A 19,673-nucleotide genomic window follows, 5' to 3' on the forward strand; every position below is an offset into this window, starting at 1 on the left:
AGACCGTTGGCATGGCTTTGAAATTTTCTGATCTGCCCGGCCTGTATGCGCATGATTTTGACACTGTGATCGACGTGCGCAGCCCCGCTGAATTTGCAGAGGATCATCTGCCCGGCGCCATCAACCTGCCAGTGCTTAATAACGAAGAACGCGCGCAGGTAGGTACGATCTACGTGCAGCAAAACCCGTTTCTGGCCCGCAAGCTGGGCGCAGCGCTGGTGTTTCGGAACGCGGCAAATCACATAGAACACAGCCTGTCGCACCACGAGGGCGGCTGGAAACCATTGGTCTATTGCTGGCGTGGCGGACAGAGATCAGGGTCGTTCACATGGATGTTGCAACAGATCGGTTGGCGGGCCGAAGTGGTCGATGGCGGATACCGAGCCTACCGCCGATTGGTGAATCGCTACCTCTATGACGATCCATTGCCGCACCGGTTGGTGGCCCTCGATGGGTATACGGGCACAGCCAAGACTGACCTGCTGATGTATTTGAAGGCGCGCGGCGTTCAGGTTCTGGACCTCGAAGACATAGCCAACCACCGGGGATCTTTGCTAGGTGAAATGCCGGGCGGGCAGCCCAGCCAGAAAGCCTTCGAGTCCGCTCTATCCGCCGCATTGTGCGGCTTGGACCCAGCGCGCCCGGTGGTTGTCGAGGCTGAATCCTCCAAGATCGGGTCGCTGATCCTGCCGCCAAGCTTGTGGACTGCGTTGCGGACGGCACCGCGGATTCAGGTGTCCGCTTCCCTTGAGGCGCGTACCGCGTATCTGGTCAAGGCTTACGACGATATCCTCTCGGATACCGAGCGCTTGCGCGATCGCCTGTCTCCGCTACGGTTCCATCGAGGACACGATGTGGTGGATGGATGGCTAGCGCTGATCGATGCGGGGGATAAACGGGCGCTGACGCGGGCGTTGATGGAACAGCATTATGACCCAGCCTATGCCAAATCCTCCAAAACACGCGCCGTCAAGATTATCGCGCAAATCGACGTGGCGGCGCTGGACGATGCGGGCCTGAACGCCGCAGCCGCTCGGGTTGAAGAAATTCTGGGTCAGCTCTAAAGCCGCAAACCCGGAGTGTCAGTCAGATGCCCGATGATGACCGCCGGATAGCACGCGTGCCTTAGCTGTTCGCACAATTCGTGCGCCTGATCGGATGCGACGGCGGCCAGTAATCCCCCAGCAGTTTGCGGGTCAAACAGCAGGTCGGCCTTGTCCGAGAATGGAATGCCCGGAACGATTGCGCGGTTGTCCTCGAAGATTGTCGACCGGACACCTTGAGCGGCCAATTCCAGCGCGCCAATCATCAGAGGGATCGTGTCCAGATCCAAAACTACACCACAATCCGAGGCTTCGCACATGCCCATCAGATGCCCGGCTAGTCCAAATCCGGTTACATCCGTCATCGCATGTGCCCCGGCCAGAATGCGCGATGCTGCGCCTTGCGGCTGAACCATTTGCCGCAAGGCATCGGCCACCCAACTGCCATCAGCTTGCCCCGCCATTTCAGCGGCCATCAACACCCCGCTGCCCAGGGGTTTTGTCAGGATCAATGCATCCCCAGGACGTGCCCCGGACAAAGTGATCGGGTCTTTGTCGCACAGTCCGGTCAGAGTGAAGCCGATGGTCATCTCATCCCCGAGCGAGCTGTGACCGCCCACGATTTCTGCCCCGGCGTCGCGGATGACCTCGGTGGCCGTCGTCATGATCTCGGACAAGGTGCGGTGCTGCAATTGCGGGGACATACGCGGCAGGATGATCGTTGCCGTCGCCGCCTGTGGGTTGGCCCCCATGGCCCAGATATCCCCCAGTGCGTGAACAGCGGCGATGCGCGCCATCAGCACTGGGTCATCCGTGAAGCCGCGCAGGTGGTCCGAGGTCATCACTTGCCGCGCTCCGCCGGTTGTCAGCAGGGCAGCGTCGTCCCCGGGCAAGGGGGTGATGTCGTCCCGGTTCGGCTTTGGCAGGCCACTCAGAACTGTTTGCAACGCGCCGCGTCCAACCTTGGCCCCACAGCCGCCGCACATGGGTTTTTCCCCCAGGGCTTCTTGCATGCCCGCCGCATGGTGGCGCGGTAGGGGGGGGCGTGCCATCTGGGGCAGGTTGCGGAATTTATTCATGAAGCTCTGGTCGATATGGTTCTTCCATCGCCACATCACTGGCCCGCTGAACGAGGTTCCAAGACGTTCGGCCAGTGCCGATTTACCACCCAAAGAGATCAGTTTTAGGTAGTCTTTCTGCGGCAGATATCGCCGCATCTTCCCGGCCCCCAGAGCGACCCGCAGATTGTTGAACAGGACCGGAGCCTCTCGGACCGCATAGACACCGGCCTTGGGACGAGGGTTATCGGCAAGATGGGCGCAATCTCCGGCGGCAAAGATCGCCGGATCGCTGGATTGCAGATGGGCGTCCACGCGGATGTAGCCGTCATGCAGATCAAGGCCCGTCTGGGTGATCCAGTCATAGGGGCGGGCACCGGCAGCCCCGGTTATAAATTCGGCGGGAACCTTGCGGCCATCCTCTAGCAGAACATGATCCTGTTCGATGCGTGAAATCGCGGCATGCTCGATCAGCTCAATCCCCAGATCGGCCACCGCCTTACGAATGGTCGCGCCCGCCTTGGTCCCCGTCGCCGCCAAGGCCCGGGCATTGTCGATCAGTGTCACCTGCGCTGTGCGGGTTTTGGCTCGAAGGGCATGAGCCATGGCCATAACCAGTTCTACCCCCGCGACCCCACCGCCGATCACGGCGACTGAGGCGGGGCCGCTGCCATCCAGATACTCCGCCCACCTGGAGGCAAACGGTCCCAGCGGCTTGGCGGGAACTGCATGGTCAGCAAATCCGGGCAGGGCCGGCATTTCCGAGGTGATCCCCACATTGACCGACGCCACATCGAAGGCCACGGGTGGTCGGCCAGGCACGTGTATCTGACGCCGGTTGATGTCGATACCATCAACCGGGCTCAGGATCACGCGCGCACCGGCAAATCGGGCAAGGCGCACCAAATCAATGTCCAGCTCCCAACGCTGGTAATGTCCGGCGACGAAGCCTGGTAGCATACCGGAATAGGGGGCATTGGCACCGGGGTTGATCACCGTCACCCGCGCACCGGGCAAAGGGTTCATGCCCCATTTCCGCAGTACAAGCGCGTGGGTATGCCCGCCGCCTATCAGAACCAGATCACGGGTCAGGGGCAGCGGAGGGTGATGCATGGAATTCAGGTCTTTGTGTGGTCTGGTACGTCTTCGACCTGCTCAACCGCGTGAGTGGCCCAAAGCTCATCCTCACCCGCATCTGGCAGATCATCGGGCTTTTCATGGCGATGAATATGCCATTTGGCAATGAACAGGGCCGTGATCGGCGCAGTCAGGAACAGGAAAAGGGTGATCAGCAGCTCGTGCAGGGAAATATGCTGCTCGATTACTGCCGAATGAAAGATCGACGCCAGCAGCACACCACCCACACCTAACGTCGTTGCTTTGGTTGGGGCATGAAGACGCGACATCGGGTCCTTCAACTTTATCATCCCATACGAGCCGACAAAACCGAATATGCCGGATACGATCAAAAAGAAGGCGACTAGAAACTCGATTATGAACATTGGGCGCCCTCACTCGATGATATTGCCGCGCAGCATAAAGCGCGCATAGGCTACGGTTGAGACAAAACCCAGCATGGCGATGATCATGGCGGCCTCGAAAAAGATCTCGGTACCCAGAGCCAACCCGTAAAGAATCATCAGCGCAATTGTGTTGATGACCATCGTGTCCAGCGCCAGAACACGTGTGCCCACACCCTCGGCCGAGATGATCCGATACAGGCACAGCATGATGGCCGCCCCGAAACAGGCGAAGGCAAACCAGATCGCAATCTCGATCATTCGAAAATCTCCTTCAGACGGCGCTCATAGCGTTGTTTGATCTGGTCGCGCACCTCATCCACGTTGGGCGCATCCAGGCAGTGAACCAGCAGGTTGTGGCCTTGCGCCGACAGATCGCAACTGACCGTTCCGGGGGTCATGGTGATGGTTCCGGCCAATACAGTGATCGCTTCGGGGGTGCGCAGTTCAAGTGGGATACAGACCCAGTTGGGCTGTCGGTCGGCATCGCGTTTGAACAGGATGATACGGGCCACGGTGATATTGGCCATCACGATATCCCACAGCACCACCAGCATATACTCGATGATCATCGGCCAGTTGCGCAGTTTGGGTCTGTCGGGCCAGTAGGGCTGAGTAATGAAGGGAATGATAATCCCAAGCAGCAACCCGAACACCAGAGAGTTCAGCGAAGGCGAATTCGCCAGAAGCATCCACACCAGCGTTAGCAGGATCGTCAGATGCGGGTGGGGGAAAATTCGATGCAGAAGTCTCATTATTCCTCTCCCCCCAGAACGGCTGAGATGTAGTTTTCGGGTGTGAACAACTGTTCGGCTGTTTTGCCAGCGTAAGTCAGGGCAGGGCCCGCGAACAAGGTCAGCATCACAAGCCCCATGACCATGCCAAAAATGGCGGTGAAGGCCAGTCCGGGGTTTGGTTCGGGTGCGGGCAGGGCTGGTGCTTCCTCGTCATCTTCCACCTCGGGCGCCGGGTTGTGTTGTGCGTCATGGCTTTTCCAGAAGATCAGCGTGCCTGCGCGCGCCAACCCGACGATCGTGACGAACGACCCGATCAGGATCACGGCCCAGATTGCGTTTGCATCCGGTGCGTCGCGCGCCGCATCCAGCACTAGGAGCTTGCCGATGAAACCCGACAGTGGGGGCATTCCCGCCATCGCGATTGCCCCAACAAAGAACAGGGCCGAGACCAGCCCGCTTTGCGCCATCGGGGCCGTTGGCGCGATGGCCCCGCCCCGGCGTTCCATCACTAGGTCAGCCACCAGGAACATCAGCGCCGTGGCAAGGGTCGAATGAAAGATGTAGTACAGCGCGGCAGTTGTGGCCGTTTCGGTAAACAGTGAAATTGCGATCAACAATGTGCCCATTGATGCGATGGCACAAAAGGCCGTCATCCGTGCGATGTGCTGCGAGCCCAGAATACCAATGGCACCCACGGCCAGCGTCAGAAGCGCGGCAGGTTGCAGCCAGTCGCCCAGCAATCCTTGCGTTACAGCCACATCGGGCCCAAAGACCAGCGTATCGACGCGCAGGATTGAATAGGCACCCACCTTGGTCATGATCGCAAACAGTGCGGCGACGGGCAAAGGTGCATTGGCGTAACTGGCAGGCAACCAGAAATGCAGTGGCAAGACGGCCGCCTTGATACAAAAGACCAACAGCAACAAAACCGCTCCAACCCGCAATAGGGCGGTATCCTCGGGCGGAATTTCGGCGACTCGAACAGCCAGATCGGCCATGTTAAGCGTTCCGGTCACGGCATAAAGCGTGCCGAGCGCAAACAGGAACAAGGTCGAGCCCAACAGGTTATAGGCCACATATTGCACCCCGGCCTTCAGCCGGACCGACCCGCCCCCATGCGTCATCAAGCCGTAGGAAGCGATCAGCAGCACCTCGAAGAAAACGAACAGGTTGAAGGCATCGCCCGTCAGGAAGGCACCGCAGACGCCCATAAGCTGAAAGTGGAACAGCGCGTGAAAGTGTTTACCCCTGTCGTCCCACCCGGACGCGATGGCGTATAGCACAATGGGCAAGGCGAGCAGGGCGGTCAGCAAGACCATCATCGCAGACAGGCGGTCTAGCACCAGCACGATGCCGAAGGGCGCAGGCCAATCGCCCAGCTCATAGACCAGAATATCGCCACCTGCGGCCTGCGCGGTGATGGTCAGGGCAATCCCCAGCAACGCCACTACACCGGCGACCGAGAAGATGCGCTGCAGGTCCAGGTGATATCGCAGGACCATGATGATGAACGGGGCCAGGATCGCGGGCAGGACGATCGGCGCTACGATCCAGTGGTTCATGCGTCTTCTCCCGCGCCGTCGACGCTGTCTTGTGCGGTCATGTCGATATGGTCATCCTTCGACGACAGATAAGCGGACAGCGCGATCATCACGATCACCGCCGTCATACCAAAGGAAATCACGATGGCCGTCAGCACCAGCGCTTGTGGCAACGGGTCGGTATAAGGAACCTCTTCGTATTTGTTCAGAACCGCAGGCGCATCCAGCGCCAGCCGCCCGGTGGCGAACAGGAACACGTTCACCGCGTAGGTGATCAGCGACAGCCCCAGAATGACAGGGAATGTGCGGCGGCGCAGGATCAGGAAAATCCCGGCGGCGGTCATGATGCCTACGGCTGAGGCTACGAGCGCTTCCATCAGGCCTGCTCCTTCTTATCTTCGTCTTTCGAGTCGTCCCGTAGCGGGTTGATATCCATCGGGAACTCTTGCGCCATGCCCGGCTGCCACGCGAACCGCGACAGGCTGTCCAGCGCCAGCATCACCGCACCCAGCACGGCCAGGAACACGCCGGTGTCAAACAGGATGGCGGTGGCCCATTCGAACTCTTCCAGGGGTGGCCAATGGAGATAGCCGAAGTCGCTGGTCAGGAACGGGCGTTCGTTGAACCATGCTCCGATCCCGGTGGCGGCAGCGATCAGAACACCCCAGCCGATGGTGCCGTGATAGTAGAACCGTTGCCGTTCGATGGCCCATGTGTAGCCACTCGCCATGTATTGCATCAGGAAGGCAATCGCGACGATCAGACCGGCGATGAACCCGCCCCCCGGCTGGTTGTGACCGCGGAAAAAGATGTAGGCACCAACCATCAGGGCAATTGGCATCATCACGCGGGTGGCCACAACCATCATCAGCGGATGTGAATCCCCCGATTGCGGCCAGTGCGGCTTACGATTCAACAGATAGCTGCGGACATTGGTGCCCAGAACGGCCTCGGTCAGGGCAAAGATGATCAGGGCGGCGATGCCAAGAACGATGATCTCGCCAAAGGTATCAAAGCCCCGGAAGTCCACCAGGATCACGTTGACCACATTGGTGCCGCCGCCACCTTTGTAGGAATTGGCCAGGTGGAACTCGGAAATCGTCGGAAATGCGAAGTCCCGCAGCATCAGCGCATAGATCAGCCCGCCCGCGCCAAGGCCAGCCACCACTGAGATCGCCGCGTCCCGCCAACGCCGCGCTGCGCTACTGTCCCACGGGGTATCCGTGGGCAGGAAATTTAGCGACAGCAGCAACAGGATCATCGTCACCACCTCGACCGATATCTGTGTCAACGCCAGATCCGGGGCCGAGAGGTAGTTGAACGCCATCGAGACGATCAGACCGACGACGCCGATCAGCACCAGCGAGAGCAGGCGGTTGCGGTGGAACCACATGATCGCCAGTGTTGCACCCACCAGACAAATCCAGCCGATGAATGGGATGATCTGGATAGGCAGAGGATCGCGTGTTTCGGGTCCGATCGTACCGGTTGTATAGGCGTAGTAGCCAAGCCCGACGGTGAACGCGACAAGGATGATGGCATAGCGGCTAATCACTCCGTTATGCAGCGTGTCGGTGATCCAGCGGCTGAGCGTGGTAAACGCGCCGATGACAGCCTCGAAGATGACCTTCGCTTCGGGGCGGGGCAGGGCGTTCCACAGCTGTTCGCCACGACGGTGTAGCGCCAGCAGGAACAGACCGCCTAATGTGGCTACGGCCGACATGTAAAGCGCGGGCGTAAAGCCATGCCAGAGCTTCAGTGAGTAGTAGGGCAGATTCTCTCCACCGATTACGGCGCTGGATACTACCGCGACCAAAGGCCCAACGAGCGCGGCCGAATACAGCCCGATCAGCACAACCAGCACCACCAGGAAGGCTGGAGCCAGCCACATACCGACAGGCGGATCATGCGGGTGGTGCGGATAATCGTTGCGCTGCGGGCCAAGGAAGACATGCCCGACAAAGCGGAAGGAATAGGCAGCCGAGAACAGTGCCGCCAGCAGCGCCAGACCCGGAACCAGATAGTGCGAGTGCAGCCAGGTGGTGTGGACTGTCTCCTCAAGCATCATTTCTTTGGACAGGAAGCCATTCAGCGGAGGCAGACCGGCCATGGATAGCGCGGCAATCGTTCCGATGGTAAATGTAATCGGCATCAACTGACGCAACCCGCCCAGACGTTTGATGTCTCGGGTTCCGGTTTCGTGGTCCACGATCCCGGCGGTCATGAACAGAGCACATTTGAAGGTGGCGTGATTGATAATGTGGAATATCGCCGCCACAACTGCAATCTTGGTGCCAAAGCCCAGCAGCATCGTCACCAAACCCAGATGCGACACGGTCGAAAACGCCAGCAGTGCCTTAAGATCGTCTTTGAACAAGGCAATGCAGGCCCCGATCAGCATGGTCACCAGACCTGTGGTCGCCACGATATAGAACCACGCATCCGTCCCCGCCAGAACCGGCCACATCCGGGCCATCAGGAACAGTCCGGCCTTCACCATTGTTGCCGAATGCAGATAGGCCGAAACAGGCGTTGGTGCGGCCATCGCATGTGGCAGCCAGAAATGGAACGGAAACTGCGCCGACTTGGTAAAACAGCCCAGCAGGATCAGGACCAGCGCGGGCATGTAATACGGTGAGGCTTGGATCAGCTCTTTGTTCTGTAGGATGACGCTTAGGTCATATGAGCCCACGATATTGCCCAGAATCAGCATCCCCGCGATCATCGCCAACCCGCCGCCACCGGTGACGGCAAGCGCCATCCGTGCGCCCTGTCGGCCCTCGGGCAGGTGTTTCCAATAGCCGATCAGAAGGAATGAACTTAGTGATGTAAGTTCCCAGAAAATAAGTAAAAGAAGGATGTTGTCGGACAGGACGATCCCAACCATCGCGCCCTGAAACAACAAAAGGTAGGTATAGAACTGCCCCATTGGATCTTCGCGTGACAGGTAAAACCTCGCATAGAGGATGATCAGCAAGCCGATCCCCAGGATCAGCAGGGCAAACAAGAACCCAAGACCGTCCAGCATGAAATTCGCGTTCAGCCCCAGCGCCGGTATCCAGTCGAACCGCGCCGTGACAACCTCTCCGCGCATGACCGACGGGATGTGGATCAACAGCCCCATAAGCGCCAGAAAGGTGGTCAGCCCGGCGGCTGATGCTGCTGCGTTTCGTCCTGCCCGGATCAGAAGGGCTGGGAAAACAGCTCCGAGGAAGGGAAGGGCCGCGATGAGGAATAGGGACAAGTGCGATACTCCGATCTGGGCGGTCAAATGTAGTACTGGTTTTTAAGGATAATTTTCTAACTGTCCAGCTATTGCAAGTTTTACCCGCAGTCCTAGCGCCATCGATTGTGGTGCGAAACAATGACGCGATCTTGATCTGCCGGTTGAATTTCAACGCGGATTCGAAATTCGGGCTGTGATAAGCACTTCCCATTGGATCAGGAGAGAGCTGCGTGGCAGACAAAGCAAACCGAACACGCCGATGGGTTCTGTTGGGCGGTGGCGCCGCCATCGTTGCTGGCTTTGCTGTTCGGGAATATCGTTTGATCCCGCAAGATTACGCGGGTGACAGGCTGAGTGTTCAGGACGCGTATCAGCAAGCGGTGTCTGGGGATGTGTTGTTGGTCGACATTCGCACGCCGCGGGAATGGCAGACCACGGGCGTTGGCCAGGGGGCGCATCCGTTGGATATGCGCCGCGATGATTTCGAACAGGCGCTGGCACAGCTGACCGGCGGTGATCGGAACGCGCCTGTTGCATTGATTTGCGCGCGTGGGGTCAGGTCGGCTCGGCTGAGCAACAGATTGACCGAGGCAGGGTTCACAAACATCATTGACGTCCCAGAGGGTATGCTGGGGTCCGCCGCAGGGCCGGGATGGGTACGGGCCGGTTTGCCGGTTGAACACAATACAGGAGAGACAGGATGATCCGGGCATTTTCCTTGGCAGCGGGTTTGACATTCGCCGGGCAGGCGGGGTTGGCGGCTTGTGCCGATCAGGAAGGCATGTGTGAGACGGCTTCGGGTGGGTACCACATCGAATTGCCCGTAGCGGATAACCCACCGTTGGTTGTCTTTCTGCATGGCTATGGGGGTTCGGCAACCGGTACTTTGAAAAACCGCAGCATGGTCGAGCCTTTGCTGGCGCGCGGTTATGCGGTCATGGCCCCCGAAGGGTCAGAACGAAATGGCCGCCAAAGCTGGAACTTCTTTCCAGGTTGGGAGGGGCGGGATGAAGCCGCCTTTCTGACCGAAGCGGTACAGGATGCCTCGGACCGTTTCGGTGTGGACGCGGATCGGGTGGTTCTGGGCGGTTTCTCGGCCGGGGCGTTCATGGTGTATTACCTGGCCTGCGCGGCACCCGATACGTTTTCGGCCTATGTACCGGTGTCTGGCGGTTTCTGGCGACCGCATCCCGAAAGCTGCGAAGGTCCGGTACGGATGTTCCACACCCACGGCTGGACCGACAATGTGGTGCCGTTAGAAGGACGCATTCTGGGCGGTGGCCGGTTCCATCAAGGCGATATCTTTGCCGGGCTGGAAATCTGGCGGGTTGCCAATGAATGCGTCGATACCAAGCCCAGCGGTTTTTCAACCACCGGCCAGTTCATGCGACGCAGATGGAGTGGGTGTGCCGAAGGCGGCATGCTGGAATTCGCGCTGTTTCCCGGTGGCCACTCAGTGCCCAAGGGTTGGGCGGACATGATGGTGGACTGGTACGAAGGCCTGCCGGGCGGCTAATCACTCGGCAGGGGTCATGACCGTCTTACCCTCAATCAGGCGCTTCAGCTCGTTGCGATGACGCCGGGCGGATCGCGTGATGGCGGGCTCGTGAAAATCCTCTTTCATCCCGACCATGCGCCGCGCGGTACCAGCCGACACACCGCTGAGTGCGGACAGGGGGATCGCCAGCGCAAGGCTGACGGCAATCGGGGCTAGCCAGATCGACACCAGACCGGACAGGATACCCACACTCAATGCGATGCCGCTGATGGTTTCCAGCATGTGGCACAGGACCAGCGTTTGCAGGCTATAGCTGCCACCATCCCGCGCCTGCGGGGACCAACCTTTTTGCAGACCAAGCGCCGTCCGGAATACTGCGATCATCTGTTGCACCATCAGGATCGGAGCGTAAAGGATCGACAGGATGACCTCGGCCAGAAACGACGTCAGGAATTTGGAACCACCGCCGAAATCCGCATAGCGCACTCCGCTGAGGGGCAGCGCCAGAACGCCCAGCACCTTGGGGGCCAGCAACATCGCATACATTACCAGAATGATCAGCACATGGCGGGTTTCCGACATCTCGGGCCATTGCGGGAACAGCGGGTTGTCGGGGCTGAAATAATGCAGGACCGAGGCATCCTCGCCCTGACCGATCAGCGCCCACATTACCAGCAAGGCGAACCACAGCGGCGACATTAGATAGCCCACCGCCCCGTGGAACATGTGGAACCGCGACACTGCCCGGAACCCGGCAGACCCCAGCAGCTTCAGGTGCTGCAGGTTGCCCTGGCACCAGCGACGGTCGCGCAGCGCATGGTCGATCAGTGTGGGCGGTGTTTCCTCGTACGAGCCGCGGATGCGCGGCAGGAACCGCACGCCCCAACCGGCGCGACGCATCAGACCGGCCTCGACGAAATCGTGGCTCATGATCAGTGTTTCCTGACCATTCAGGCTGAGCAGTTTCGGTAGACCAGCGCAATTGGCGAAGGCCTTGGTGCGGATAATCGCGTTGTGACCCCAATAGTTGCCCTCTTGTCCACACCAGCGCGCCAGACCTTCGGCGAATGCAATGCCATACACGCCGTTGGCAAACTGCTGCATCCGGGCAAAGACCGATTGCGCGCCGATCAGTTGCGGATAACTTTGGATCAGGCCCGCGCCAGAATCGCGCGCCAGTGAATCCGTCAGGCGCAGGATGGCACGGCCCGTCATCAGACTGTCGGCATCCAGCACCAACATCGCATCCCAATCCGCGCCCCAACGGCTGACCCAGTCGGCGATGTTACCGACCTTGCGGTCCGTGTTTTCTTCGCGACGGCGGTAATACAGTTCCAGACCCGGGGCCAGCGTCGTTCGCAGCGCCTCGATACTGGCCTGTTCCTGTGCTGCGATCTCTGGGTCGCGGGTGTCTGACAGGATGAACATGGCATAGTAGTGTTGACCACCCCGCGCCTGCAAATCCTCGAGCATCGTGCGGGCATTGCCCAGCACGTTCCACGGCACCTCGTTATAAACCGGCATCAACAGTGCCACGCGCAAGGGCTGTGGACGGCCCTCGCGTTTGGGCTGTTCCTGCCGCGACAGGGAAACCATGCCTAGCAGCACGGTACAGACCGTGAAGGAAATCCAGAAGAAGTTGAACGAGATCAGCGACAGCAGGATGGCTTCGATCAGGTTGATCCCTTCGGCCCCAAACCAGTCGCTCATTACCCACAGCAGGCCTAAAGTCGCGGCCATCGCAGGCGAAAACGCCAAGGCGCGCCAAAACCCGGCCGAGGGGCGCTGACCCTCGGGCACTTGCGCGTCACGGAAGCCCGCGCTGAAATCTTGCGCGGGCATGGCCAGCGGTGCCTCGGGCGGCATGATATGCAAGTCTTCGGTCATACGGTCCAACGGTAGAGCCAGACCTCAGAGGCAGGCTGTTTGTCTTTCAGCAACTGCGCGCGCAGTTCCACGTGGTTCCGGTCGCCCGGCTGGAAGGAAAAGGCCAGACGCAGCCCGCCGGTATCGGGGTTGCGTTGCAGCACACCCTCGGACGTTTCGGCGTGGGGTGAGTTGACGAAGATCGTCATCGCCTCGGGGTCTTCGAACAACTCAGACGGTTCAAAGTCGATGACGGCCAGGCGCCCTTCTCCAAAGGTGTTTTCACCCATGGCGGTGTTGATCACGCGCGGCATCGGCGTGCGCTGCGGCTCGTCCCCCCAGATCAGACGGTAGGACAGGTCGACCTGGCTGCCCGCTGCATAAGGCTCCATCGGGCGCCAATAGGCGACGATGTTGTCATAGATTTCCTGATCTGCCGGAATCTCAACCAGCGTTACAGTACCTTTGCCCCAGTCGCCCTTCGGTTCGACCCAAAGACCGGGGCGTTTGTGGTAATTCGCCTCAAGATCCGCGTAGTCCGAGAACTCGCGTTTCCGCTGCATCAGGCCGAACCCGCGTGGGTTCATGTCAACGAAGGACGAAATCTGCAGACGCGTCGGGTTCGCCAACGGTCGCCACAAAACTTCTCCGGCACCGTTGCGGATCAGCAGACCGTCGCTGTCGTGGACGGCGGGGCGGAAATCGTCGAACCGGCTGTGATTGGTCTGGTCGAACAAGAACATCGAAGTGCCCGGCGCGATTCCGACATGTGTTAGCTCTTCGCGCGGGAACAGGGTGGCCTCGATATCCATGACGCAATCCGCGCCTGCGGTGACGTTGAACCGATAGGCACCTGTCACGCTGGGGCTGTCCATCAGCGCGTGAACCACCATGTCACGCTGGCCGGGTTTTGGGCGCTCCAGCCAGAAGCGGATGAATTCGGGGAATTCCTCACCATCCGGATCGCCGGTTTTCAGCGCCAGACCACGGGCGGAGAGGCCGTAAACCTCGTGCAGGCCGATGGCGCGGAAATAGCTGGCACCCTGCCAGACGCAGAACTCGTCGGTTTTGCCGGGGCGGTGCATCTCGGTGCGTAGGCGCAAACCGGAAAAGCCCAGCGTGTCGTCGATCGGAAGTTCAGGCACATCCTCGGATTTGTCGAACATGCTCAGATCAAACGCGACCGGCGTTGCGAAACCATCCTCGACCGTCGACACCTTGACGGTGCGCGGGAAGTATAAGCCGGGTGTGAAGAAATCGACGTTAAAGGGCGTCTCGGTTCCAAACCACAGCGCCCGGTCCAGACGGAACCGGATCGAGCGGTATTGCTGATAGGTCAGGTCCTGCCATTCCTGGGGCACCATTTCGCGTTCCGCATAGGGGCGGCTGGCAAGATCCCGGGCCATCGCGATGACGTCATTGCGGTCAAAGGGGGTTTCCCCGCCGGTGGCAAATGTGGCAGGCGCAAAGGCAAGCGCCGAAGTCGAGGCCAGAAATGCACGACGTGTAAAATTCATTTCTTTGACTTCCAAGGTTGTGATTTGAACCAAGCGGCCATGTATGCCACCCCGATGATCATCGCAAAGCCAATCATGTTAGCGATGAACACACTGGCAACATCCCGCCCACTCAGGTCCAGTCCGACGCCGATAAGCCGTGCTGCTGCCATGGAAAAAACGAAAACCGCCAGCGATTGCTGCCCGACTTTGGTGATCACGGTCAGCAGGAATTGCCAAATTTTGGCCGCCGCGCCGTGACCGGTGGCGATCAGGCGATGGCCGTGTTCTCCCGCAACGACCCAGCCCAGATAAGCCAGCGACAGGAAGTGCAGATACCGGAACAGGCCAAAATCGGTCTTGTCGCGGAACTCTTTAGTAACGGGCCAAACTTTTCGGATTTCGTCGGCCAGATCGGGGGCTGCTGCGTTGATCCAGGTGAACACTTTCCATGAGCCAAACGGCATCGAGAAGATCAGGAACAGCGCCGCTGCCCAGATCAGCGTTTTCGAGACCGGGGGGGCGGGAATCCAGCCGCGCATGAATGCAAAGCCGGTGAAGAACAGCAGCTGCCAACCAAAGGGGTTGAAGAACCACTGTCGATCCGACCACGGCTCGGCCGGCAAGTCCAGAATGTCGGTCTGCGCCACGAGCCACAGCGTGACTGAGGCCAAGGCAACCGCCCAGAACCCAATCCGCGACAGGCCCATGACCAGCGGCATCATCGCCAGAACCACCAGATACATCGGCAGGATATCGAAGTAATTAGGCACGTAGGTCAGGGTGAACAGCCCGACAATCTGCGGTGCAGGATCGTTAAAGAAATGCTGCAGATTCAGCGAAGAGATATAGTTTTTCTCGAACAATCCGCTTTCATTCAGCGCGGCCATGGACATGGCGACAAAGAAGAACAGTGCGATATGTGCCCAGTAGACCTGCCAGATGCGGAACGCCACGCGGGCGGTGCCCAACCACCAGCCCTTGCGCAGGAACGCCCCGCCAAAAGCGATGGCCGAGGCCATGCCGGAACAGAACACGAAAATTTCGGTTGCGTCGGAAAAGCCGAACCGCGCGGGGATCCATTTGGCCCAGGGGTCATTGGGGATATGTGCGATCAGGATGATGAACATCGCGATGCCGCGGTAAAAATCCAGGCGCGGATCACGCACACGGGCAGGGGCGGCCGCCGAGGCGGCCACAGGCGCAAAATCAGAAGCGGGCGATGCAGTCGCCATACGTGTTCTGTCCTTCTTGGTCTTTGTTTTTGTTATTCAGCCGGGACGCTTTGTGCGTCTCCGTTGTCGCGGGCCGCGTCGATCAATGCGCGGCGCGCAAGTGCGTAATTGTCCTCGCCTCCGGCCCGTTTGGCGCGGCGATCGTCCAAGATGCGCTCGACAGCATCCAGACGGCCCGCGCGCAGGCCCGAATCAATGGTGATGCGCTCGAATACATCACGTTGGGCGTGGCTGCCACCTACCAGTTGCATGCCATTGCGCGCGCTCGACAAAAAGTCGAATGCGGCGGCGTACTGCCCCTCACCAAAAGCCTCAAGCCCTTTGGAGGCTGCAATACCCGGGTCGGACATGCGGACCGGAGTATCGCCTTGATTGCGTTGCGCGTCTTTCTGGATGCGCTGCAACATTTTGCTGGTCGCTTCGTTGCGGTTATCACCAGTCAAAGCCAGCAGATAGTGAAGGTCGGCGAAGACCACGCAGCCATCCTCGGTCCGGGCCGCGCTGAGATCGGCCAGCTCTTCCCAGCGATTGCCTACGTCGACGCCTTCCAGCTCTAGGCGCGACAGCAGTGAGGTCGCGTTCGAGATATCGCGGTAATCGTCCGTTTTGTCCTGGCGAACGTGGGTATCGTACAGCTCCATCACCTGGTCGACCTGACCCAGGTCCAGATGCATCAGTGCCTTGTGCCACCAGACGTGATAGCGGAAGTTGTTGCAATGGGTCCAAGCGTCCTCGCGTCCGGCCAACCAGTCCAGACCCAATTGCGCATTGCCCTGCATCTCGTGCACGTGGGCCACCGCATGCAGACCCCAGGCATCATCCGAAACCATCCAAAGGGCTTGGCGTCCGGCAATCTCGGCCTTTTGGTATTCGCCCGTTTCCTCCAACGCGAAAGCGTGACAGCCCAGAAGATAGCCACGTCCTGGGTGATCCGGTTCATAAGCGGCCAAGACCCGCTCGATTGACCGGCGCATACCGGTCGGGTCACCTAGAACGAACCGGGTTGCGTGGCTGAGTTTCATCGCCAGAGTATCCTGCGGATGGGAGCGCAGAATCTGCTCAAATTTTTGAATCGCCTGCGAGGGCAGATCTTCCAGATACAGGCCAAGCGCCTCGACATACATGCGCTCACGTTCAGAGATCGGTTGCCGTTCCATCGCGGCTTTGGCCTCTGACAGGGCCTCGACCGCGACCGCCGTCATCTCACGCCGGCCCAGCAGAACCATGAACAGCCCCTTGATGGCGTGACCCAGGGCAAAGTCGGGCTCAAGCTCCAGCACCTTGCCCAGATGTTGCGGAGTAATGGCCGCATGCGCCATGAACCCAAGCAGAACACCGTTCCACGCCTCGACGCTTGCCGAATGGCTGAGGGTGTTCATCTGTCCGAAAACATCCTGTTTCATGCGATTGGTCCGATCCAATTTTAATTTTCTACACTATTCGATGTAGCAGAGACTCTGACGGCGTCGTATCAGTATCGCCTCTGCTCTCGAATTGGTGAAAAGCCGTGTGTGTAAAACGTGAAAAAAACCGCCGATTCAACGGCATGTTTCAGCAACATGCCGCCGAAACGGACACAGTGTTTCAATCTTCGAATGGATTTTTGGCGTTCAAAACGGCCTGAGTGTCCGCCCCGAATTCGGGCGGGGCAGCGCGATAGGTGACCGGAGTGCGTGACAATTTCAGCGGATTCCCGATCAGCTGCACCGGCCCTGGTGCTGCCTGCATGGCGATCTGCATTTGTCGAGCCGCGACCTGATCCGAGGCAAAAACCTGATCCAAAGTCCGCACCGGGCCGACGGGTACTTTGCGGTCTTCCAGCTCGGCGATGACGGTGGCAGTGTCATGGGCTTGAACCGCCGGGCGCAGAACTGCGTTCAAAGCGTCGCGATTTTCCAGGCGCGCCGGGTTGGTGGCAAAGCGCGGATCATCGGCCAGCTCGGGCCGCCCGATAAAGTCGCAGAAACGGCGGAACTGTCCGTCATTGCCCACGGCCAGAATCACATGGCCATCCGAAGTTTCGTAAACGTCATAAGGCACAATGTTGGGATGCCCGTTGCCCCGCCGTTGCGGAACATTGCCCGAGGTCAGGTAATTGACGCCCTCGTTGATCAACCAGGCAACTTGTGAGTCGACCAATGCCAGGTCGATCTGCTGGCCTTCGCCGGTTTGATCCCGGTGGTGCAGAGCGGCTAGAATGCCAACGCAGGCATACATTCCGCACATCACATCAGCGATGCCAACACCCACCTTCATCGGTGCGCCTTCGGGGTCGCCGGTCAGCGACATGATCCCGCCATAACCTTGCGCCATCAGGTCATAGCCGGGCTTGGACGCATTCGGCCCGGTCTGGCCATAGCCCGAGATCGAGCAATAGACGAGGCTCGGGAACTCCGGCGATAGCGTGGCGTAATCCAGCCCGTATTTCGCCAGCCCGCCGGGTTTGAAATTCTCGATCAGGATATCGGCATGCGATGCCAGCCGTTTGATTTCAGCCTGGCCTTCGGGCGTAGTGATGTCGATGGCGACGGATTTCTTGTTGCGGTTGGCCGACATGAAATACGCACTCAAGTCCGAGCGGTTGCCCTGAGCGTCTTCAACGTAAGGAGGGCCCCATTGCCGGGTATCATCGCCGCCACTGGCCGGGTTTTCGATCTTGATTACGTTGGCGCCCAAATCGCCCAGCAGCTGCGTACAGGTTGGCCCAGCCAGAATGCGGCTGAGATCCAGCACCTTGACGCCTTTCAGCGGTCCCTCAGATCCGGCCATCATATCCTCCACGCTCGATTTCTGCAGCGATGACGGTAAAGCGGTCGGCTTTGACCGCCTGCTCCAGCGCCGACCGCAGTTCTGCGCGGTTGCGGACGGTATGTCCATAGCCACCAAAGGCTTGCCCCATGGCGGCAAAGTCGTGGCGGTCGAAATCCACGCCCATATTGCCCATCTGACGCTGGCGCTGTTTCAACTCGATCAGCGCAAGACTGGCGTCGACAAAGACCAGAAAAATCGGATTGCAGCCCATCTCGGCTGCGGTCGACAGCTCTCCGGCAACCATCAGAAAACCAGCATCGCCCGAGAAACTGATGACCGGGCGGTCAGGCTCTGCCAGTTTCAGACCAATGGCCATCGGTACGGCGCAGCCCATGGTACACAGGGCCGAGGATTGGATCAGCCCGCGTTCTTCGTGGCACTCCCACATCTGGCTCAGCAGGATGCGATGCGCGCCGCTGTCAGCGGTGGCCAGCGTATCAGCGGGCAGGGCGGCGCGGGATTCGGCGATCACGGCCGCCGGGCCCCAGTCATCATCCGCGGGGAAGGCCTGCGCCAGTGCGGCTTTAACCTGCGCGGGTTCACCACCCGGCCACGTCGCGCGGGCGGGGTTCCCCTTGGCGATGGCTTCTAGCGTGGCGCCCGTGTGGGCGACCAGATTCAACCCGGCTTGATGCATGTAATGATCGTTGACGACGGCCGAGATATCGATGACGCGCTTTTCCTCGGGGTCCCAGATCTCGCGCCAGCCAGGGCGCATTTCGATCGGGTCATACCCCAGACACAACACCAGATCGGATTGTTTGACCAACGGCACCAGATGCTTGTCGGCCAAGGGCGACAAACCTGCGCCGCCCAGGCACAATGGATGATCCTCGGGCACGACGCCCTTAGCTTTGTAGGTGGTCACGAAGGGGATGTTGAAATGTTCCAGAAACGCCTGAACCACATTGCGCGAGTCGTCATAAAGCACGTCCAGACCCACGATCGCGATGGGGCGTTCGGCCTCGGCCACCCAGCGGCGGGCTTTCTCAACACAGTTCCCTTCAGGTGCTACAGCAGCGGGTTTGACCAGACGGCGGCGTTTGACCCCGGATACGCGCGTATCCGCGACCGAGATCGGCACGTCGATGTGAACCGGACCGGGGCGGGGCTGCGTGGCCAGCGAAACCGCTTTGTCCGCAACGACATCTGCGCCCTGTGCCGTTAGTGTGAACGTTCCCTTGGTGATTGAGTGGTAAACCTGCGCGTGATCCATCACCTGATGGGTGTAGGTCAGCGCCTCATCCGCATCGACGCAGCCGGTCAGAACAATCATCGGCACCCGGTCCTGCAGCGCGTTGGCAACAACGTTGATTCCATTCATTGCGCCGGGGCCCAGTGTGGCCACCAGAATGGCAGGCGCGCCATCACGGTGGTGAACCGCCTCGGCCATGAAGCCGGCGGCGTTTTCGTGTTTGGTCAGGTGAAAGGTGATCCCAGCCTGTTCCAGAGCATCCACCAGCGTCAGAACCTCTCCGCCTGGCATGCCAAAAGCGTGGCGGCATCCGGCCTCGTACAGTCTTTGGGCCAAAAGGTCAGCCGCGCGGGGGGAGAGGTCCTGCATTCGTTATGCTCCGAAGTTTTCGTTGCTCAGCAGATTGCGGAGGACGTAGCCAGACGCAAGCAGGTTCACGTCAGTGTG

Annotated in this window: 16 protein-coding genes; 3 read left to right on the forward strand and 13 right to left on the reverse strand. The window is 59.7% G+C overall.

Annotation, left to right across the window (positions count from 1 at the left end; genetic code table 11):
* Positions 1-11: 11 nt before the first annotated feature.
* Complete coding sequence (gene mnmH, locus ACR0LY_RS00175) at positions 12-1,064, forward strand: tRNA 2-selenouridine(34) synthase MnmH (protein WP_170349277.1); 1,053 nt, start codon at positions 12-14, stop codon at positions 1,062-1,064.
* Here mnmH and selD read toward each other — a convergent pair.
* Genes selD through ACR0LY_RS00210 form a run of 7 tightly spaced genes read right to left on the reverse strand, consistent with a single transcriptional unit; the run spans position 1,061 to position 9,143 of the window.
* Positions 1,061-3,214, reverse strand: a complete 2,154-nt coding sequence (gene selD, locus ACR0LY_RS00180; protein WP_170349276.1) for a selenide, water dikinase SelD — start codon at positions 3,212-3,214, stop codon at positions 1,061-1,063. The two genes, mnmH and selD, sit on opposite strands and share 4 nt — an antisense overlap.
* Positions 3,215-3,219: 5 nt before the next feature.
* A complete protein-coding gene (locus ACR0LY_RS00185; protein WP_170349275.1) occupies positions 3,220-3,603 on the reverse strand; it encodes a Na+/H+ antiporter subunit G in 384 nt (127 codons plus the stop codon).
* Positions 3,604-3,612: 9 nt separating this feature from the next.
* Complete coding sequence (locus tag ACR0LY_RS00190) at positions 3,613-3,882, reverse strand: K+/H+ antiporter subunit F (protein WP_058282485.1); 270 nt, start codon at positions 3,880-3,882, stop codon at positions 3,613-3,615.
* The gene (locus tag ACR0LY_RS00195; protein ID WP_170349274.1) at positions 3,879-4,376 is read right to left on the reverse strand and encodes a Na+/H+ antiporter subunit E; all 498 of its coding nucleotides are present in this window, start codon (positions 4,374-4,376) and stop codon (positions 3,879-3,881) included. Before ACR0LY_RS00195 ends, ACR0LY_RS00190 begins: the two co-directional genes overlap by 4 nt.
* Complete coding sequence (locus ACR0LY_RS00200) at positions 4,376-5,920, reverse strand: monovalent cation/H+ antiporter subunit D (protein ID WP_170349273.1); 1,545 nt, start codon at positions 5,918-5,920, stop codon at positions 4,376-4,378. Before ACR0LY_RS00200 ends, ACR0LY_RS00195 begins: the two co-directional genes overlap by 1 nt.
* On the reverse strand, positions 5,917-6,276 hold the full coding sequence (locus tag ACR0LY_RS00205; protein WP_170349272.1) for a Na+/H+ antiporter subunit C: 360 nt from the start codon (positions 6,274-6,276) through the stop codon (positions 5,917-5,919). Before ACR0LY_RS00205 ends, ACR0LY_RS00200 begins: the two co-directional genes overlap by 4 nt.
* Positions 6,276-9,143: a monovalent cation/H+ antiporter subunit A gene (locus tag ACR0LY_RS00210; RefSeq protein WP_170349271.1), complete on the reverse strand. Its 2,868-nt coding sequence runs from the start codon at positions 9,141-9,143 to the stop codon at positions 6,276-6,278. The genes ACR0LY_RS00205 and ACR0LY_RS00210 overlap by 1 nt, the downstream gene beginning before the upstream one ends.
* A 212-nt stretch (positions 9,144-9,355) precedes the next feature.
* Here ACR0LY_RS00210 and ACR0LY_RS00215 point away from each other — a divergent pair, with 212 nt between their 5' ends.
* On the forward strand, positions 9,356-9,829 hold the full coding sequence (locus ACR0LY_RS00215) for a rhodanese-like domain-containing protein (protein WP_170349270.1): 474 nt from the start codon (positions 9,356-9,358) through the stop codon (positions 9,827-9,829).
* Complete coding sequence (locus ACR0LY_RS00220; protein WP_170349269.1) at positions 9,826-10,641, forward strand: CE1 family esterase; 816 nt, start codon at positions 9,826-9,828, stop codon at positions 10,639-10,641. The genes ACR0LY_RS00215 and ACR0LY_RS00220 overlap by 4 nt, the downstream gene beginning before the upstream one ends.
* Here the strand turns inward: ACR0LY_RS00220 and mdoH are convergent, their stop codons facing one another.
* The 6 genes from mdoH to ACR0LY_RS00250 form a co-directional block, all read right to left on the reverse strand.
* A complete protein-coding gene (gene mdoH, locus ACR0LY_RS00225; RefSeq protein ID WP_170349268.1) occupies positions 10,642-12,510 on the reverse strand; it encodes a glucans biosynthesis glucosyltransferase MdoH in 1,869 nt (622 codons plus the stop codon). It abuts the gene before it with no gap.
* Positions 12,507-14,006: an OpgD/OpgG family glucan biosynthesis protein gene (locus ACR0LY_RS00230; RefSeq protein ID WP_170349267.1), complete on the reverse strand. Its 1,500-nt coding sequence runs from the start codon at positions 14,004-14,006 to the stop codon at positions 12,507-12,509. The genes mdoH and ACR0LY_RS00230 overlap by 4 nt, the downstream gene beginning before the upstream one ends.
* The gene (locus ACR0LY_RS00235; protein ID WP_170349266.1) at positions 14,003-15,220 is read right to left on the reverse strand and encodes an OpgC family protein; all 1,218 of its coding nucleotides are present in this window, start codon (positions 15,218-15,220) and stop codon (positions 14,003-14,005) included. The genes ACR0LY_RS00230 and ACR0LY_RS00235 overlap by 4 nt, the downstream gene beginning before the upstream one ends.
* Before the next feature lie 32 nt (positions 15,221-15,252).
* The gene (locus ACR0LY_RS00240; RefSeq protein ID WP_170349265.1) at positions 15,253-16,623 is read right to left on the reverse strand and encodes a tetratricopeptide repeat protein; all 1,371 of its coding nucleotides are present in this window, start codon (positions 16,621-16,623) and stop codon (positions 15,253-15,255) included.
* A 181-nt stretch (positions 16,624-16,804) separates the two neighbouring features.
* Positions 16,805-17,989, reverse strand: a complete 1,185-nt coding sequence (locus tag ACR0LY_RS00245) for a CaiB/BaiF CoA transferase family protein (protein ID WP_170349264.1) — start codon at positions 17,987-17,989, stop codon at positions 16,805-16,807.
* Positions 17,976-19,595: a thiamine pyrophosphate-binding protein gene (locus ACR0LY_RS00250; protein WP_170349263.1), complete on the reverse strand. Its 1,620-nt coding sequence runs from the start codon at positions 19,593-19,595 to the stop codon at positions 17,976-17,978. The genes ACR0LY_RS00245 and ACR0LY_RS00250 overlap by 14 nt, the downstream gene beginning before the upstream one ends.
* Between the last annotated feature and the right edge of the window lie 78 nt (positions 19,596-19,673).

It is taken from the genome of Ruegeria sp. BC5, assembly GCF_056539205.1.